Source organism: Desulfosporosinus sp., from assembly GCF_014237355.1.
Taxonomy (GTDB): domain Bacteria; phylum Bacillota; class Desulfitobacteriia; order Desulfitobacteriales; family Desulfitobacteriaceae; genus Desulfosporosinus.
The window spans coordinates 13,896-31,602 of record NZ_JABZFS010000006.1 but is presented as its reverse complement, the minus strand read 5'-3'; the positions used below and the strand labels follow the sequence as shown (position 1 = coordinate 31,602).

Below are 17,707 nucleotides of genomic sequence, written 5' to 3'. Positions count from 1 at the left end.
TAGAATAATTTAAGCATGAGCTGTTCCAATTGTTTCGAGCGAGTTTGGAAGCCCTGGTAAATCCATGCTCTTGAGAAGTTCCTTGGATAGGGTTATTTCCCGTCCTAGGGTAAATGAATAAAGTGTACATTGTTCAACTTTAATTTTACTTAAGTGTTCTATTGCTTGGGCGTAGAGTGAGAGTTGAAGTGTATACCGTTCTTTCAAAATCTCCTCCGCTTCTAACTCACAATTTATTGGAAATGAATCTGTCTTATAATCCAGAATCTCTGCTTTTAGTTCCTGGGATGCGTCCTTGTAAAGAATAACAACATCGATGACGCCCTGGACTAAAACTTTTTTTATATCCTTAGAAGGCATTAGTAATGTAAAGGGCACTTCCCGTAGTAGTTGATCAGCGTTGAATAGGCGCTGGCCCAATGGTGTACTCAGAAAACAAATAATCTGTTCTGGTTGAATGACCCTCCTCTGCTCCTCGCTAAGTATTTCCCAGTCCTCAAGTTTGTTTAAAAAGCAAGTAATGTTCTCATGCCGGTCACTATCAGTCAACTCTGCCCAATACGATGCTAATTCCTTAAACGGGAGGTGTTGCATGACTGTGTGCAAAGCGGTACCCCGTTCAGCGGCGGTCAGTGGCCTTGTAAGTTGTAGGAATTTTGGGCGTGTGATGGTATCACTCCCCCAAAGCGGTGGCCTTGAGGCTGTCTCCTCGTTTGCATGCCAGGAGTACTGACGCTTAAGCTCACTTACACTAGTTTTTGCCACCTGTTGAACTGACTTAAGGTGTGGATACTGCCAGCTTAATCGACGAGAGATCTCGGAATACCAGTGCTCAACTGTGTGATCTTTATAAGCATTGCCAACCTTAATCTGCTCTGCATTTTCTTCCGCATATGCCGAGAGAGATTCTTCATTGTTCTCACAGATTTTATTCCCCGGGCTTACTTCACTTTCCCTTATTAAGCTTTGGTGAAGATAGAGGTCCCATTTTGAACCCATATTTGGTAAGGCTACCTGAGAATTAGCTTCCCCAAAGAGTTGAGTTGAATGGCGAACTAAAGCAGGACCGATCCAATCAAGGAAGCACTTGGCACTCCGAAGCTGCCCTTCCGGTAAGGCGATCTCTTTCCAATCTAAAGTACGTTGCCATTTTTGTAGTGTATTATCGAAATTTTCTAAGGTTCCGTAGAGAAACAACCGTTCTTTAGCTCTTGTTAGGGCAACATAAAGGATACGCAACTCTTCTGCCAAAGCTTCTTGAGCCAATTGATGTTTTACCGCGTATTGGATCAAGGAAGGGTAACGGACATTGTTATCCACATCGATGATCGGCATACCTATTCCTAAGTTTGAGTGTAGAAGCATCTTTCCCTTTAGGCTTTGGGAATTAAAGGGTCGCCCAAGACCAACAACGAAGACAATTGGAAACTCTAACCCTTTGCTGGCATGAACTGTGATTAAGCGAACGACCTCTTCATTTTCTCCTAGGGCTCGAGCGCTTCCCATATCTTTACCTTTTCCTTGGAAACGATCTAGAAAACGCAGAAATCGAAATAAGCCTCGGTACCTAGTAGCTTCAAAGTTACGGGCACGATCATAGAGTACACGCAGGTTCGCCTGGCGCTGTACGCCGGCCGGCAAGGTGCCAACATAAGCTAAATAGCCGGTATCTTCATATAAAGACCAGATCAAATCAGCAAGAGATGTATGACGTGATCGTGTTCGCCAGGTGGTAAGGTTGGTCCAAAACACGGAAATTTTGTCCTTCAGCAACGGAGCAGACGACAAGAGTTCTTGAGCATCCACAAGCTTTTTGGGCAGTGACTCCTCATACACACTTAAGATTCCTTTAAATTCGCTGACATCCTCTGGTACTTGATCCTCAAAACCAGCCCATACAGCTAAGGTTAGTGCTTCATAGAAGTCTCCTTCAGGGAGCATCATTCGAATTTTACCTAACTCACTCCCGTTTAGGCCTACCAGCGGAGAGCGTAGTACAGCGGCCAAAGGAATATCCAGGTGCGGGTTATCAATGATTTTAAGTAGAGACAAAACGGTCTCTACTTCACTGGCACCGAAGTATCCGCTGGTTGTTTCGGCATAAACCGGTATGTCTGCAGCTTGAAATTCTTCAACATAGATGGGGGCTGCTGCCGAATAGGAACGCATCAGGATGACAATATCTGAATACTGAACTGGGCGAAAGTTTGTGATAGTTTTGTCATAAATCTGAAACTCTGCTCCTTGAACAATGCGCTGGATCCGTTCGCTGACAAAACGTGCTTCAATTCGAACCTTATCGAGGTCTTCCGAGGATAGAGTGTCTTCAGCTCCAGAGGATAATTCCTCTTCAGAGTCATTCGTTCTTTCATCAGAATATGAGGACAACTCACTTTTTATACGTTTAGGATCAATAAGGTGAACTTCAATTGGGCCTTCTGCAGTACGAATCTGATCCTGATCAGAAACGAAGGAAGCACCATATTGCAAGGCAGCTTGATCATCATATGCGATTTCTCCTGCGTTCATGGTCATAATCTGACGAAAGAGAAAATTCACCCCTTCAACCACTTCAAGGCGACTTCGAAAATTTCGGTTTAGATCAATAACCATCTTCTTTATATCACTTTTCAGCTCTGGCTGCCAATGAGGAAGGGTATTGTATTTAGCGATGAATAAGTTAGGGTCTGCCATACGGAATCTGTAAATGCTTTGTTTGACATCTCCTACCATAAAGAGATTGGGAGATTCCCCTTGTCTAGATACCCGCTGTAAGATACGTTCTTGAACCGGATTAATGTCTTGATACTCGTCTACTAATACTTCCTCAAAGTACTCTTTTAATCCCTGGGCAATCAACGTAGCGTCTTCGTCGTTTTCTAGTAGTTGGAGAGCAAAGTGCTCAAGGTCAGTAAAATCCAAGATCGTTCGATGTCCTTTTGCGGCAGCATAGAGTTGAGAAAACTCACCTACTAAGTCACTAAGGGTTTGGATCATGGTTTCCATTTCACGTAGGGCTGGTAATTGCTGTTCAAGGGGATAGGTAAAGACCGCTTCTTTAAGGGAATTAAGTCTCTTTTTAGCATCATCCCTCATTTTTTTGCATTCTTCTTGTAACCCTTTCCTAAAAGACTCATCAACTTCCACTTGCTCTATGGGAGCCGACTTTTGCTTGGCTGTCGATCGTATAGGCGGAAGCTTCGGAAACCTAATCACAGATTGATAATGAGCTTCGATTTGAGCCCAATCCCCTTGGTTTAATGCGTTACGTAAGGATTTAACTCGGTTAATATCCTCTTGTAACGTTTCTGCATAGGAAATTGGTCCCCCGGGACGTCCTGCGATTTCCTCAGCCTGTTCAAGTAAGTTTAGACTTTCACTTACAAGATCGGTTAATCCTTGACAATTTGCTCGACCCCATTCGCTTTGCATTAAAGATTCAATACTATCCCAGGCATAGGCTCGTTTTAAGGAATTTAGCCAATTCTTTGGCTGGGGTTGACTATAGGCAAAGGTATAAAGACGCAAAACATGATCCATCAAGGGTTGATCATCACGATCCGTACCAAAGGCCTCAACAAGTTTAAGGAAGTTAGGATCTTCAAGGGCATACTTAGCTTCAAAAAGATCCTCAATAACATCCTGGCGTAAAAGGTCTGCCTCTGCTTGATCCGCAACTCGAAACGCTGGATCAAGTTCTAGCTGGTAAAAGTACTTCCGGATTAACTCTAAGCAGAATGAATGCAAAGTAGTGATACTTGCCCGGTGAAGGAGGGTACGTTGGCTAATAAGACGTTCTATCTCCTTAGGTTCTTGTTCCTGAAATAAAGCTTCGTCTAAGGCCTTACCGATACGTTCTCGCATTTCGTTGGCCGCCGCTTTAGTGAAGGTAACCACAAGAAAACGGTCGACATCAACTGGGTGTTCGGCATCTGTGATTTGATGAATTAAGCGTTCTACGAGCACAGCGGTTTTACCTGAACCGGCTGCAGCGGCAACCAAAAGCTCCCCTCGCAACTGGATTGCGGCGCTCTGCTCCTTGGTCCATTTAGTTTTGCCCACTCAGATCACCTCCCTCTTCTCCTAGCCAATTTAAGACTGGGTGGTTAGAATTCTTCGTTTCTGACAATCTGCTGGGGTTATCAAGGGTGTCGGCTTTTGCTGCTTCAAGGCGAGCCCAGACCTCCTCAGGTTTTAAGGCAGACAGGTTTCGATATTGGTTTTCGGGTAAGTAAGGGTCAAAGTGGCACACTGGCTTATATGCACAATACTGACATCCTGTACTCTTTCCTCGGCGATAAGGATAGAGGGAAATATTACCGTCCAATATCTCTTCACCCTTCTCTCGAAACCATTGATGAAGATAGCTATTAAGCAGAGTAAATTGATCCTCTGTTAGTACATTTGCGCCTTTTGTAAAGGTGCCATCTTTTTTTAATTTAAGCCCTAGTAAATCAGATTGTCCTGACGAAAAGCTTGAATCCATAGCTGCTAGGACTCTTGGATTAGCCAATAAATAACCGCTGACCTTCACAGCTTTGATCCGGTGCTGTTCCAGCTCTTCTGCATTAAGTGGGCTTTGTTCTTCAAGCTGGGGTTCTAGTACGGGGAAATATAGAAATCCTGCGGGAAATGTCTCTGGAAAGGCGGTTTTTTCAAGTTGGGTTTCTTCCATTGAGGGTAAAGCTGAGGTTGTATTTAACAGAACTTCTGCTCCCTGTAAAGCGACATTTAAATAAGTTAATAATTGTAGATTTAAGCCGTAATAAACCGAATCCAAGGATAAGGATAATTCACGGGATTTATAATCAAGAATCCGTAAATAGACCTGTCCATCTAAGAACGCGGCATCCACTCGATCAATTTGCCCGCTAAGAATTAGGGAATCCTGCTCAGTTAACGGGATCTCGACTCCAGGGAGGGTTGAGTTGGGTCCAAAGCCTACTTCCAACTGAATGGGAATAAATACCCCTTTTCTAGCATGCTCACCTAAGACTCGTACAGCGTGATGAACTGTACGTTTAAGTTTGTAGGTTAAGTAACGGTTACGCGCACTGCTTAAAAGGATTTCATGCTGAAGTTTAGGGGCTAGTTGATCCGCCAGATCGTTGACGAGTGCCCAGGATTCTTCCTTCGTTAATCTGCCCCAATCTAAACCCCGCGCTTTTAATTGAAGGGCAAAATCGTGCAAAAGAGTGTGGAAAAACTCTCCCATGTTAGGGCTTGATAGTTGATAAGTGGATCGTTCACGCAGCCTTAGACCGTAACGAGCATAATGTCCAAAGGGACACTTAGCGAATTGTTCCAAACGGGAAACACTGGCCATTAGGCGTTTACCGTATAACCGTCGGGCTAATGGACGTTGAAGGTTAACCTCTTGATTTTGGTTTAAAAGACTATCTTTTAGTTTCATAGTTTGATTTTGGAGAAGTGGATCTTCAATCAGCCATGTTTCAGCAGCTTTCCAAAGAGGAGAAAGTGTTTCACCTTGGCGCAATATGCGGAGTTGTTCAGCATACCTTTGAAAAGCTGAATTTGGTTGACTAATTAGATCAATATCCTCCTGGTTTCCTAGGAAACACTCTACAAGCATGGGGAAAAGATGTTTAAGTCGTGTGACAACAGGAGAAACTGTCAGCCCTTTCCCCTCTTCATCCGTCAGAGGGTAACATACCACAAGTTTCTCTACAGCGCGGGTAAGAGCGACATAGATAAAGAATTGTTCTTCAAACGTCTGAGACTTTCCCTTTGGAGCAAGAGCAACTCCGGCCTTCTCTAGCTGCTCCCTTTCCTCTGCGTCAAGTACACCATCATAAACAGGCCGAGCAGGAAGTATACCTTCATTTGCCCCTAAGAGAAAGAGAACCCGAACTTCAGGATTCCGGGAACGATCTAAGGATCCAACTAAAACTTGGTCGAGGCTAGGAGGGATCAAACCAAGCTCAATTCCTTCCAGGCCTGAGGAGAGGATTAAAGCATAGTCTACAAGCTCTACACTCTCATCTCCTAATCCAGCTACTATTTCATCTAAAACTTGGATGACGGATTCCCAGATTTGTTCGTGTAACCTAGCCTCGCTAAGAGCGCCCTCCTCTTGGGCCCTTTGCGACCACTTCTTTAAGGTTGATGGGACTTCGAGGCGTTCCAAAAAGGCATAGAGGGCTTCTGTAATTGTCTGTACCTTTAATGGGGTTTGACTTTCAGGTAAGACCCCATGAGTCAAAGGTACTATGTAGTCATAAACGGTCTGACGAGTGGAATTTAGTTCCGCTTGGAACTTGAGCTCTGTGGCACGTTGATCTTCAGTTTTTCCTAGAGACCATTGACGGTGGTAACGCCAAGGAACATTCCTAGTCCAACCCTCGCCGTGTATTCCATATTCAAGCACATAGTTTTCCAGGCGATCGACGGCATCTTTTTGCAGTGGGAAAAAGTCTGTTTTTAAGCAGCGAAAAAGCGGTTCATAACTCCAGTGACTATGCGCTACTTCAAGAATGGATTGCAGTAATTCTATCAGTGGATGATGAAGGACTGAACGTTTATGATCTATAAAATGTGGGACTTCATAAGATGAAAACACTTGAGTAATCAGGTCATGATAACTATTGAGATCGCGAGTTGTTATAGCCATTTCATTCCAGCAAAGCCCTTCATCCCTTGCCAATCGCCGTAATTCCCGAGCAACTCCTTCTACTTCGGCCCTCCGGTTGACTGCTGATAAGACTTGAATTCCTTCCATAGGAGTTCTGGATTCAAAAGACTGGAACACTTCGAAAGGAACAGTTGGATATGCAGCAAAATACTTCTCCAAATGCCAAAGCCATGGATGCTTGTAGCGTTTCGAACCTTCAAGCAGGGTAAAAGGGTGGATATTAGTACCTGTCTCTAGGGCAATACGTTGTAGGTCCTGGTATGTCTTCCAAGGGCCGGCAAACAACTCCTCCCCTGCTTTGAAAGCCCCAGATTCTAAATGACCCTCCCCAGTAAGATAGGTCGGATCTAGAGGGGAGGTTATAACGACTTCTTTAGCAGTTACAATTATGGCCTTCAGGACCTCTAATTCCTGAGGTGTAAATCCTGTAAAACCGTCAACCCAGATTTTAGCTCCTTGGATAAGGGGGGCTAAAGGGATCTTATCTGCTAAAACTGATAGTTCATCATCAGGGTCAAGGATTTCTTGTCCCAGTGCTGCCTGAAATTCTTCATAGATTAAGGCCAGGTCTTCAAGCTTATCAAGTAGTAGACCGTTTGTCTGTTTAACCTTCCGTAAATCCTTCGGGGAGATTCGGTAGGTTTTAAATTCTCCGATTGCTTGAGCTAGAAGTTCTGCCATACCCGATCTGGTAGCCGAGCGGGCAAATGCTTTCAATTCAAGACGATGCTTTAGGAGGATTCGACGTAAGAGCATCCGTTTACCAATTTTACCAATCAGGACTTTTTGCCCTCCACCGGTTTCTGAAAATACACGCCAACCTAGGCGCCGGAAACTTAGGACCTGTGCTCGTAAGCTACCTCCAAGATCTGGTGTATTGGCTAGTGCAACTTCTATCTGATAGGTTGCTTGTTCAGGCACTAGTAGAATCAGGGGTGCTCCCCATGGTTCCCTGCGAAGCTCACCTCGGATTTCGTCTAAACACAGCGTGCTCTTGCCGCTGCCTGCCCGACCAAAAACGAACCGGAAACCCAAACAAATCCCCTCCCTAGTAAGAGTAAAACACGTTGTTCTATAAGTTTAATAGCCTAAGCAGGCATGTAACAAGTTGTTTATCAATAGGTATATAGAAGCAACTTGGGGGTGAATGACATTGCGTATTATTATATTGTCTCGGCGTAAGCTTTTTTTAACGTTTTTGTTTCTATTTACTGTAGGAGGATTTTTTGCAATTTCTCAACGTTCAATGACAACAATCCCTTCACTGGTTAAGACTCCGGGCACTTACTATATGGTGAATACACAGCAAAAAGTCGTAGCATTAACCTTTGATGATGGACCTGATCCCGTTGATACACCGGCTATTCTGGATATTCTCAAAGCAAAGGAAGTAAGGGCCACCTTCTTTGTTTTAGGAAAGGCGGCACAATCTAACCAATACCTATTAAAACGTCTAGCCAAAGAAGGGCATGAAATTGGAAATCATGGTTTTAGCCATGATTATCAGCAACGCCGTTTAGTTGAAGAAATGAATCAAACTAATGAAGTGGTCTTTGCGGCAACTGGCAACCATACCTATTTCTATCGCCCTCCAGGCGGGTTTGTTTCCAAAAGCCAACTAGAAAAAACCAAAAGCAATGGGCATGTAGTAGCGCTTTGGAGTGTTGATAGCAAAGATTGGCGAAATCCCGGAGTTAAACAAATTGTCAACAACGTTATGAAAAATGTATTTCCTGGCTCAATTATCCTTATGCATGACGGCGGTTATCAACGTACTCAAACCGTAAAGTCCTTGGGATCCATTATTGATGCTCTAAAAGAACGTGGGTATCGCTTAGCTACCTTGAGTGAGCTTAGAATGTTGGATTCTGATACAAAGTGATAGGTTATTCCTCATTCGAAATAAACCCACTGCCAAACACTTCCCCAGCATTTTGGATAATTATGAAGGCATGGGGGTCTATTTCCCGTACGGCTCTTTTTAGACGGCCAATCTCAGGCAAACTAACAACACAGATAATAATATCTTTTGCCTCGCAAGAGTAAGCTCCTCTACCATGTAAAAACGTTGCACCCCGGCCAAGATCTATCATGATACGATCAACAAGTTCTTTGGATCGATCGGAAATAATAGTGATCGACTTGGCTGGAACACCGCTCTGGATGAGATCCAGAACCCGACCAAAGACGAAAATCATAACTAAGGTATAGAGTGCCGCTTTTGGACCAAGGACAGCCCAAGATATCAGGATTATGACACCGTTAATTGCAAGAGCGGATGTACCCATGGGCACACCATACTTCTTTTGAATGACTTTAGAAACAATGTCAGTTCCGCCCAGGCTCCCACCAAAATGAAATACAACTGCTGTAGCAAATCCAAAAATGACTCCTCCATACAGAGCTCCTAAAAAAACATCATCAAAATCAAAAGGTTTAACACCGCTGAATACATCCAAGAAAATCGAGAGTATTACCAAGCCCCATATGGTTTTAAAGACGAACCGTTTATCAACCTCTCGCCAACCCAAAACGAATAAGGGTACATTCAACAGAAATGTCATAACTCCAATCGGAAGATCCAAGGTGTAGTATAGTAGTAAAGCAATCCCACCAACTCCACCTGACCCTAAACCAGAGTAAACAATAAAACCCTGAATTCCGTATGCAGCAAGGATGGCTCCGGCAGCAATCCCTATAATCCCTCCAATAAATTTCGTACGCTCTGTGAGCTTCAACTAAATTCCCCCTTAACTTATGGATGAAGATTATATTTATTTATTATATCGACATAAAACGTATACGTAAAGTCAAGCACATTTTCAATTCATTAGTGGTGACGCGAAGCGGCATAGGGGTCTGAAGTACGAAGAAAGCCTAGACCAGCTTGAATTGTAGGTCTAGGCTTTCATTAGTTAAAGTTGGTTACGGTTGTTTAGTTACTAGAATCTCTCTTTTTCCATACTCGATAAATAATCCATCCTAAGGTGCCGATTAGAAGATAGGGAATGGCATACCCTAAGCCTACGACTAGATAATTGAGTCCATTCCAGGTAGTGCTCAAAGTCTTCAGCACAGCATCTCCAGTTGCTTTCCAAGTTTCACTCCAAGCTATTGGCTGCCAAGGATCAGTGACATTGACATTAGGGCTTTGTCGTGTGATGATCTCAAACGTTACTGTAGAGAAATCGACTTGATTGTTCCACAGCTTTAATTGTCCCTTTAAGAGTTCAATTTGCTGTCGGACGTTTCCTAAGGCGTTCTCTACTTTCAGAACATCGTCTACAGTTTTAGCTTGATTTAGAATTTCAAGATACCGCTTCTCTTCAGCCTCAAGAACTTGTAAGCGTGTCTGGGTGTCATAGTATTGATTAGTAATGTCATTAGCTATTAACTGTTGATCAAGTACTTTGCCCCAGGAAGAGAAGGAATCGCGTAATACACTTAATTTATCGGCTGGGATTTTAGCCGTAAGTTGGGCGGACGAATGATTACTTCGCCCGCTTTGACGGGATGAAATTACATACCCTTCAAGTTTTTGGACCTCTTTACTTATTAATGTGACCGTGTCATTAATGTTTGTTACTTCGAGGGTTAAGGATAAATCATGAATCATTTTACGGGGAAGCCCTGCATCAGCAGGAGGCACAATAGCTTGATCAGGCGGAATAGGTAGAATCCCAGCAGCACTACTCATATCTGAAGAGCCCTCCGAGCTGTACTCCATGGAGCTATCATTAGAAACTTTGTTTCTAGATTTGATTTCCACATCAGCTTCCATAGCCCCATTTAATAAAGGAGCCTGGGGAGCGGCAATATCTTCGAATTGGGCTAATTTCGCCGAGTTTCCCATACGAGGAAATAGGTTTAACGAACCGGTTAATGTGCTTTGCGCGATAATCAAGAGGATGGCGAGCCCGGCAATTGAAACACTGAGCCTTAGTCGTCCCATATTACCCAACGCAAGGATCCCGGCACGAATTCGTTGAGACAAACCTTCCTTGTTTTTTTCAGGTAATCCAATAAAATCAAACTCGTCGGTTCTTGCCAATTTCTCAAGAGCTTTTTGCTTGATACTCTGTTTAATTTGCTCGTGACTCTCTGAATCTGCCTCAATCGTATAGAAAAATTCTTTCATACGCTGCAAATCTCCATCCTCTTCCCAGAGAGCGGTGAGATCCGTTTTCTTAAAAAACCTCTTCATCGGACTCTGCCTCCTCTGTCCAGGTTCCCCTGGTAGATTTTTCGGAACCCTTTCTTAGCACGGTATAAAAGGCTGTCCACGGCCTGCTGGGTTGTTCCTAAGATCTCTGCTACTTCTACAGCGCTAAATCCCTCAATCAATCGGAGTTGGATCACGTTCACTTGTTGTGGGGAAAGCTTAGCTAAGGTTTCTTTGACACTTAAGAGAGTTGCCCAGGACTCACTTTGATCAGGTGGCTGGGGTAAAGGTGTATCTTCTAAGGTCATCATTGGCGTTCGTTTGTTACTTCGATAATAATCTGCGATATGATGGGAAGCAATCTTTAGCGACCAAGACTTAAGCGCTGTCCTTTGCTCCATATTCGGTAAACCCCGCCATACTTTCACGATAATTTCGGCGGTCACATCTTCCACATCCGCTTTGGGGACACGAATCGATACAAATCGATAAATCAAGGGAAATAGTCGTTCATAGGTCTCATCAAAGGACGAATTGACCTCCACCTCGTCGTCGACCTCCTACCTTTTCTCTAAGTATTTTAAAGATGTCTGACTAATGCTCTCATACCATACATTTCAGAAGCGTATAGCGCCCTAAGCCTACTCATAGCTTTCATAGGTACTCTACTATATTTAATAGACGTAACAGTAGGACTGATTCTGATACCTTATGAAAAATTTAATAATTTCTATATTCGAAGATTTAGAACCACTAATGGCAAGGATGATAGAAAAATAGACGGCTTTAGTTAAGTCTAAAAACTGTCTATTATTCAAAGCAAAACTATTTTTGTTCAATTTCAGTAACACATTCGCTTTTGATTTTTTCAACTAGAAATTGTAGTGCATCAACTACATGTGGTCTGATGTCGCCGCCTATTAACACATACATTATGTCGTCGCCAACTTCAAGTTGGCCTTCATTGAGCCAAACCCTGACATAGAAGATACCATCCATCATATAGGTTTCTTCAATGGCCGTATCAACCTTTGCTGCATCATAAGCAAATTCCATTCCCGTTACCATTGAACCGTCATCAATTCCTTGGCGCACCTTGGCTTTAGGGGTTTGGCGCACAACACCATTATGAACTAAAAACATCCCTTCCTGTAACGCTGCCGGATCAGTTTTTGCTTCTTTGAGCCATTCATCTATTGATGGCGATAGTTTCTTCATTTTTTTATTAATCATAAATTAATACACTCCCATTCAAAAGCTCGTAGAACTGGATTTTACAAATGTCCCCCACTCCCCTACTTCTGCCAATTATACCATTGGAAGTTGGGCACAGCACAATTTATCAATAATTTATTTGGAATAAGTGGTGACAATTCATGGTTTCTTGGTAAAGAAAACGAACCCTTCAAAAGATAAGGCTATATTTTTAATACTTTGTGTTGCAAATCTCTTTTTTCTATTTGTACAGTTGTATGAACAATTTCATATTTATCTCTGATTAAATCTATTACTTGCTGTAATATATCTTGATCAGTTTGATTATCATCTATCAACACATGACATGTTAATGAATCTAAGCCTGATGTTATGGTCCAAATGTGTAAATCATGAATATCTTCAATTCCTTCAATAGACAATAATGTTTTTCTAACTTCTTTTTGATCAATTGTAATTGGCGTACCTTCCATTAAAATATGAATAGAGGTTTTTAATACATCCCAAGCACTTTTTAGAATTAATAATGCAACAACGACGCTAATGATTGGGTCTGCGACGTACCAATCAAAAATCATCATTAGAATACCTGCAATAATTGCACCAAAAGAGCCTAGAGCATCCCCAATAACGTGTAAATAAGCACTTTTTACATTAACATTTCCTTTAACATTTCCGTGTTGCATAAGGAAATAAGCACTTAAAAGATTAGCGATTAATCCGATACCTGCAATAAGGATCATAGCTTCGCTTGAAACAGTAGGAGGTTCGACAATTCTTTCATATGCTTCGTAAACAATCCATCCTGCCATAAGAAAAAGAGTGATCCCATTAAAAAAAGCGGCTAATATTTCAAAGCGGTAAAATCCATATGTTTTATTTGGAGATGGTGGTTTGGCTGCAAACCAAAAAGCCACTAAACTTAAAACTAATGAACTAGAATCACTTAGCATATGTCCAGCATCAGATAATAATGCAAGGCTATTAGTAATTAGTCCACCAATAAACTCCAATATCATAATACAGAAAGTGATTATTAATGCTGTGGTTAGTCCTTTTTTGCTTTCTTCGCGGCTTATACCATGATCATGTCCCTGGTGACCGTGCCCCATAAATTTTATCTCCTTTCCCGTTATATTTTTTTCACCAATTTATGCTCGTTTAGTCAAAGAAAATGCTTCTAGTCTTTATGAATTAGTTGGCAAGCATTAAGAGGTAGCAACTATTACTCTTGCTACCCCTTAATTTTATTTTTCTATATAACTTTCATGTGCTCTGCCTTCTAACACATTCTTTTTCGCTTTACCGTGTGTTTCACTTGGTTCTTTTCCTTTCCCTTTACCACTTCCAATTATAGGCTTCTGACTCAATTTTTAATATCCTCCTCGCTACCTATTTGCATTTATATTATTTCTCCAAATCGTTAAAATAATTTACCATTTACTTCAAAAGTGTTGATTAATATGCGCCGATAGTCTGATAGAGCTCAATATTTTCTTAAGTTTAGAGGAATCTGTCAGAGTTCTCATTCAAAGTCAGAAGTCACCAAGAGATCATTGTATTATTACGATTTTCTTAAGATTTCCTTGTACAAGAGCTTTGCACCAACAATACACCTTAAAAGCTATTTATTAGTATCCAAAAGACCGCAATTAATAAGGTTTGTAAGAATAGTGAGAACAATATAGCTACAACCTTTATTTCAACAATTCTCCAAAAATCTATATGGAAAAGCAACATAGGTAGTGGAGCAATTACAGCAAATATCAATTTCATAACTTGTATACCTAAGTAATCAGAATGATACAAATTGGCAATATAAAACCCAAATATTAATGATATGAAATAAGCGACTATTGTACTTGGTATTAATAGTAGAAGTATGTACCACTTTCTTTTTAAAACAGTAATGGTTGATTTCATTATAACCCCCTACTAAATAAAAGCTTCACATAAAGTTTATACTCATATTGACGAACATCAACTGCAATCTGCCGTTAATTCAAATCCTCTTGCCATGATGTTTAATAATTATGCACCAGAACGTGGTGATATAGTATGGATTCAGTTAAATCCACAGGCCGGGCCTGAACAGCAAGGGACCAGACCTGCCTTGGTTATATCCGCAAAGGAATATAATAATAAGACAGGGATGGGTATTTTTTGCCCGATTACCAGCCGGGTAAAAGGATTTCCATTCGAAGTTAAACTTCCTGAGGAATTAGAAATCAGAGCGTTGTGTTGGCAGATCAAATTAAATCTCTAGACTGGAGAGTTAAAAACGCGAGTTTTATATGCAAAGTGCCGGAAGAAACGATTGAAGAGGTTATTCTTAAATTAGAAGCGATCATAAAGTAAGTTATGATTAGGCTAGGGTTAGTTGCCCGATAAAGCTTAGTCATAGTCTTTTTTATTGAACATCTTTTAAATATGTGTTTAACTAACTGTTCTTTTATGAAATGTCCTGATTTTAAGGTAGGGCGTTGGTTATTAGTTGCTTAAATTCCTCGGACGGCTTTAAATCCCCCCAAACAATATTTTCATCCAACCAGTAAGTACGATTAAAAGAGGTCTCGTCTTGAAGATTGAATGATAAAAAATACCGTTTCTCACTCTTACCTTCCATTGGGCTGATAACTTGTGCATTAAGTAGGTTTAAAACGATTTTTTCAATCGTTACCCGATCCGCAATATCAACAATCTTAGAATTGTCAACTGCACTGTTTATGGAAACTGAAACAACTTTATTTTTAATATCAAAGAGGTCTTTTCCAGTTTTAGCGTTTGGATTACGGGATACTTGATAAACAATAAATTGGCCTTCTTTTTTTACGGCAACTCTAAATTCAGTCTTGTAATCTTTAATTTTATAGATTGGTGTCCCTACTACTAAAAAGGCCGCATCGCCATCTTTGGTTTTATAATTTGGGTCATGGATATTATCGGATACCTTAAACAAAGTTTTACCAATTTCAGATTCAATCTTATCTGCGCTTGCGGTGAATTCTGTTGCCATGTAAGTGATATTCCTATGGTTAATAAAATCAACCCAATCAATCTCCACCGCTGGCTTTGTTTGAGCACACCCAGTCAGGGAAAGAATTAAGACCATGATAGATATAAGGATTTTTTTCAAATTGCCACCTCCTGTAAATAACAGACGTGTTTATTTTTAGTTTACTGACACATTAAGAACACCTAACTTTAATTATTTTTATTTTCATAAATTTTCTCTTACTTACTGAAATTTAGAACATCCTACGAATGCCGTCCAACGACATAAAGGTTGGACGGCATTTATACTACTGGGTTTAATTAAAATGTGAAGTACCTTACGCCTTAAATCTTTCCACCGTTTAGTGCAAATAGTAGCTTCTCTGCCTCTTAATTTCCTTACTAGACAAAAATGTCGTGAGTACCGTCAGGTGGGATGGCATATTATACTGATGGGTTAAAGAATAACTGGAAGCTACTCCGCATACTATTTTTCTGGTTCGAATGAACAATGTACATGTTTCATCTTCCATACCCCTCTGTTTTTCTCTAAGTACATTGTTGTTCTTACTGCTGGTTCTGGGAAACTTTTATACCGTGCATAAAAACAAACACAAGCAGAACTTTCTGTTTTAAAATAATGAATATTTTCCATTGTTAGTTCTTCAACTGTACCTGATTCTGTTGTTTTACCATTTTTAAAAAAATGATACAATAATTTTAAATGCTCATCTACAGAATATGTATCATTATTTTTGTGATTATCAAAATATACTAATTCATTGTCGTCTTCAGGATAAAATGATTTTAATTTTTCAATATTTCGTTCAAGAAAGCACTTATCATATTCTTTTATAAAATTAGTGAGCTCAGCATCTTCAATTTTATCCAACATTTTATTCCCCCATTCCGTAGAGTATTGGGGTCACGAATAAGTTAGTGGGACCTGCCTTGTAGCACGCTATTTAAGAGAATCGTTCAACCTGTTGTGCAAAAAAGTCCTTTATCTCTTAAGAATTCCGACCTTTTTCTTTGTGTAATATGCAAGTACAAAGGGAAGTAGTGGTACAAATGCAAGGATTCTAAACCAATTTTCAGCACCACCAAAATAAAGCATTGGTAGTATTAATACTACCCCACTTAAAAGCAGGGCCTTCCATGATTTCTTGCATAGTCCGTATAAAGATAGTAACAGACCAGTTCCAATCAACACCCAAAAGATAAATCCTATCCAATAGAAGCCCACTTAATTTCCTCCAATTACTTTAATGATTCGCCATTGAATATCCATCACATAATATATACATTTACTTACAAGTATGCACCAGCAATATTTCATGAAATCCATACTTCAAACTATATTCTGTATACCTCTTGAAATAACCTTTTCCAAAGTTGCTTATAATATAATAATCCATTTATTTCCATTATCCTACGAATGCCGTCCAACACAAGGGGTGGGACGGCATTTTTACTGAAGAGTTTAAGAATTTGTGTAAGTTAAAAGTTTTAAGATACATTCAAAATATGGGTCTTTAGCGAAGAACATTCACACCATAAAGTATTGTAATCCTTTTAAAGATATTTTAACTCAATAAATTTCTAGCATCTTTTTTTTAAAAAGGGAAAATCTAAGTAAAAGGAGTGTGATTAATTTGAAAAAAATAACTGATAGAATTTTTCTCGGAATGATATCTGGTCTTGTAGGCTTAATAGCTTTAATGGGAACTGATATTATCTCCTCAAAAATGAGAATTTCTCAACGATCTTATGCGACGACAGCCGCTGGAGTGTGGGTATCTTCTCGTAGACAAGCGGAAAAATGGCAAGGACAACTTCTTGGAACAATGATGAATATAGGGTTATGTATGGTCGGCGGAGTATCAGCGGTTAAACTGTTAACTACTTTTGGTCGAGACAAATTAGTTCCCAAAGGTATATTTTTGGGAGTTACGTTTGGGTCGGTGATAACAGCTATACTTAGTGGCTTTGCTCAAAACAAGGTGAGACCAAAAGATGCTAATAGTAATCTTTCATATCTACTATCTCATGCATTATTTGGTTTAGCATCAGTATTCACAGCTGCTAAACTAGGTGATAATTCTTTGTTTGATACTCCACCTCAAAATGATTACTTGCAATCAACAGAACTAACAACCGAGCAAATAATAGGGTCAAAAAATGATAATATTCAACCTGTTCAATCTATATTCCATTAATAAATGTTTAGGCACTCTTAGTATAGTAAAAATCTTGTGAGTGCCTTTTTGTTATTGGTTCGCTAAACTCCCATTTAGTGAACTTCCAGTCATCCTACTGATACTGCAGTCATAGTATTACCTCCAAATATTGAAATCACTCTCCTCAATTTGTCAATAATACTTAGAAAGGAGGAGTGATATACTATGCAATCAAACAAGACTTGTCAATTGGTCGAACAGTATCTTGGGTATCTAACCGTTATAAAGGGACGACAGAAAATACTATTAAGGAGTATCGGACGGATTTATTGATGTTTTTAAATTTTGTTATGGAATCACTTAATACACCTGTTCTTCATGGCAATTTCTCAAATTGTTAATATTGACTTTGTTAAGTCAATATCGCTAAACGATATGTATTCCTTTATTACCTATTGCCAAAATGAACTACATGCTGCCCCTGGTACACGAGCAGAAAAATTG

At 40.3% G+C, this 17,707-nt stretch carries 13 protein-coding genes and 1 pseudogene; 3 read left to right on the top strand and 11 right to left on the bottom strand.

All coding sequences use genetic code 11. The features are described from left to right. Positions 1 to 9 precede the first annotated feature (9 nt). Positions 10 to 4,062 (bottom strand): helicase-exonuclease AddAB subunit AddA, encoded by a 4,053-nt coding sequence (gene addA / locus HGJ98_RS01210; RefSeq protein WP_291349168.1) that lies wholly within the window; start codon positions 4,060 to 4,062, stop codon positions 10 to 12. After that, positions 4,049 to 7,687, bottom strand: coding sequence for a helicase-exonuclease AddAB subunit AddB (gene addB, locus HGJ98_RS01205; RefSeq protein WP_291349167.1), 3,639 nt, complete (start codon positions 7,685 to 7,687; stop codon positions 4,049 to 4,051). The genes addA and addB overlap by 14 nt, the downstream gene beginning before the upstream one ends. Positions 7,688 to 7,805: 118 nt before the next feature. On the opposite strand from addB, the gene HGJ98_RS01200 reads away from it, so the two are divergent. Continuing rightward, positions 7,806 to 8,534 carry a polysaccharide deacetylase family protein gene (locus HGJ98_RS01200; protein WP_291349166.1) on the top strand — a complete coding sequence of 243 codons (729 nt, stop codon included), beginning with the start codon at positions 7,806 to 7,808 and terminating at the stop codon, positions 8,532 to 8,534. Between the two features lie 4 nt (positions 8,535 to 8,538). On the opposite strand, the gene HGJ98_RS01195 is transcribed toward HGJ98_RS01200, so the two are convergent. The 6 genes from HGJ98_RS01195 to HGJ98_RS01170 all read right to left on the bottom strand — a co-directional run bounded on the left by HGJ98_RS01195 (position 8,539) and on the right by HGJ98_RS01170 (position 13,399). Further along, complete coding sequence (locus HGJ98_RS01195; protein WP_291349165.1) at positions 8,539 to 9,390, bottom strand: YitT family protein; 852 nt, start codon at positions 9,388 to 9,390, stop codon at positions 8,539 to 8,541. A 197-nt stretch (positions 9,391 to 9,587) separates the two neighbouring features. After that, positions 9,588 to 10,856, bottom strand: coding sequence for a DUF4349 domain-containing protein (locus HGJ98_RS01190; RefSeq protein WP_291349164.1), 1,269 nt, complete (start codon positions 10,854 to 10,856; stop codon positions 9,588 to 9,590). Next, entirely contained in the window at positions 10,853 to 11,359 is a 507-nt protein-coding gene (locus tag HGJ98_RS01185; protein ID WP_291349163.1) for a sigma-70 family RNA polymerase sigma factor, read from the bottom strand. Before HGJ98_RS01185 ends, HGJ98_RS01190 begins: the two co-directional genes overlap by 4 nt. 280 nt (positions 11,360 to 11,639) lie before the next feature. After that, on the bottom strand, positions 11,640 to 12,047 hold the full coding sequence (locus HGJ98_RS01180) for a molybdenum cofactor biosynthesis protein MoaE (RefSeq protein WP_291349162.1): 408 nt from the start codon (positions 12,045 to 12,047) through the stop codon (positions 11,640 to 11,642). Positions 12,048 to 12,232: 185 nt separating this feature from the next. After that, positions 12,233 to 13,141, bottom strand: a complete 909-nt coding sequence (locus tag HGJ98_RS01175) for a cation diffusion facilitator family transporter (RefSeq protein ID WP_291349161.1) — start codon at positions 13,139 to 13,141, stop codon at positions 12,233 to 12,235. Between the two features lie 135 nt (positions 13,142 to 13,276). Beyond that, positions 13,277 to 13,399: a hypothetical protein gene (locus HGJ98_RS01170; protein WP_291349160.1), complete on the bottom strand. Its 123-nt coding sequence runs from the start codon at positions 13,397 to 13,399 to the stop codon at positions 13,277 to 13,279. 647 nt (positions 13,400 to 14,046) lie between these two features. Here HGJ98_RS01170 and mazF point away from each other — a divergent pair. Further along, positions 14,047 to 14,387, top strand: a pseudogene (gene mazF / locus HGJ98_RS01165) (endoribonuclease MazF). Between the two features lie 112 nt (positions 14,388 to 14,499). Here mazF and HGJ98_RS01160 read toward each other — a convergent pair. From HGJ98_RS01160 to HGJ98_RS01150, 3 genes are all read right to left on the bottom strand, one after another. Continuing rightward, positions 14,500 to 15,165, bottom strand: a complete 666-nt coding sequence (locus HGJ98_RS01160; RefSeq protein WP_291349158.1) for a hypothetical protein — start codon at positions 15,163 to 15,165, stop codon at positions 14,500 to 14,502. Positions 15,166 to 15,510: 345 nt separating this feature from the next. Beyond that, positions 15,511 to 15,915, bottom strand: coding sequence for a nuclear transport factor 2 family protein (locus tag HGJ98_RS01155; RefSeq protein WP_291349157.1), 405 nt, complete (start codon positions 15,913 to 15,915; stop codon positions 15,511 to 15,513). 111 nt (positions 15,916 to 16,026) lie between these two features. Further along, complete coding sequence (locus HGJ98_RS01150; RefSeq protein ID WP_291349156.1) at positions 16,027 to 16,269, bottom strand: hypothetical protein; 243 nt, start codon at positions 16,267 to 16,269, stop codon at positions 16,027 to 16,029. 409 nt (positions 16,270 to 16,678) lie between these two features. Between HGJ98_RS01150 and HGJ98_RS01145 the strand changes: the two genes are divergently transcribed. Beyond that, the gene (locus HGJ98_RS01145; protein WP_291349155.1) at positions 16,679 to 17,242 is read left to right on the top strand and encodes a hypothetical protein; all 564 of its coding nucleotides are present in this window, start codon (positions 16,679 to 16,681) and stop codon (positions 17,240 to 17,242) included. Positions 17,243 to 17,707: the final 465 nt, after the last annotated feature.

Coding starts and splice junctions, on each gene's coding strand:
- HGJ98_RS01190 (WP_291349164.1), bottom strand. CDS start 10,856: ATGAAGAGGTTTTTTAAGAAAACGGATCTCACCGCTCTCTGGGAAGAG.
- HGJ98_RS01180 (WP_291349162.1), bottom strand. CDS start 12,047: ATGATTAATAAAAAAATGAAGAAACTATCGCCATCAATAGATGAATGG.
- HGJ98_RS01175 (WP_291349161.1), bottom strand. CDS start 13,141: ATGGGGCACGGTCACCAGGGACATGATCATGGTATAAGCCGCGAAGAA.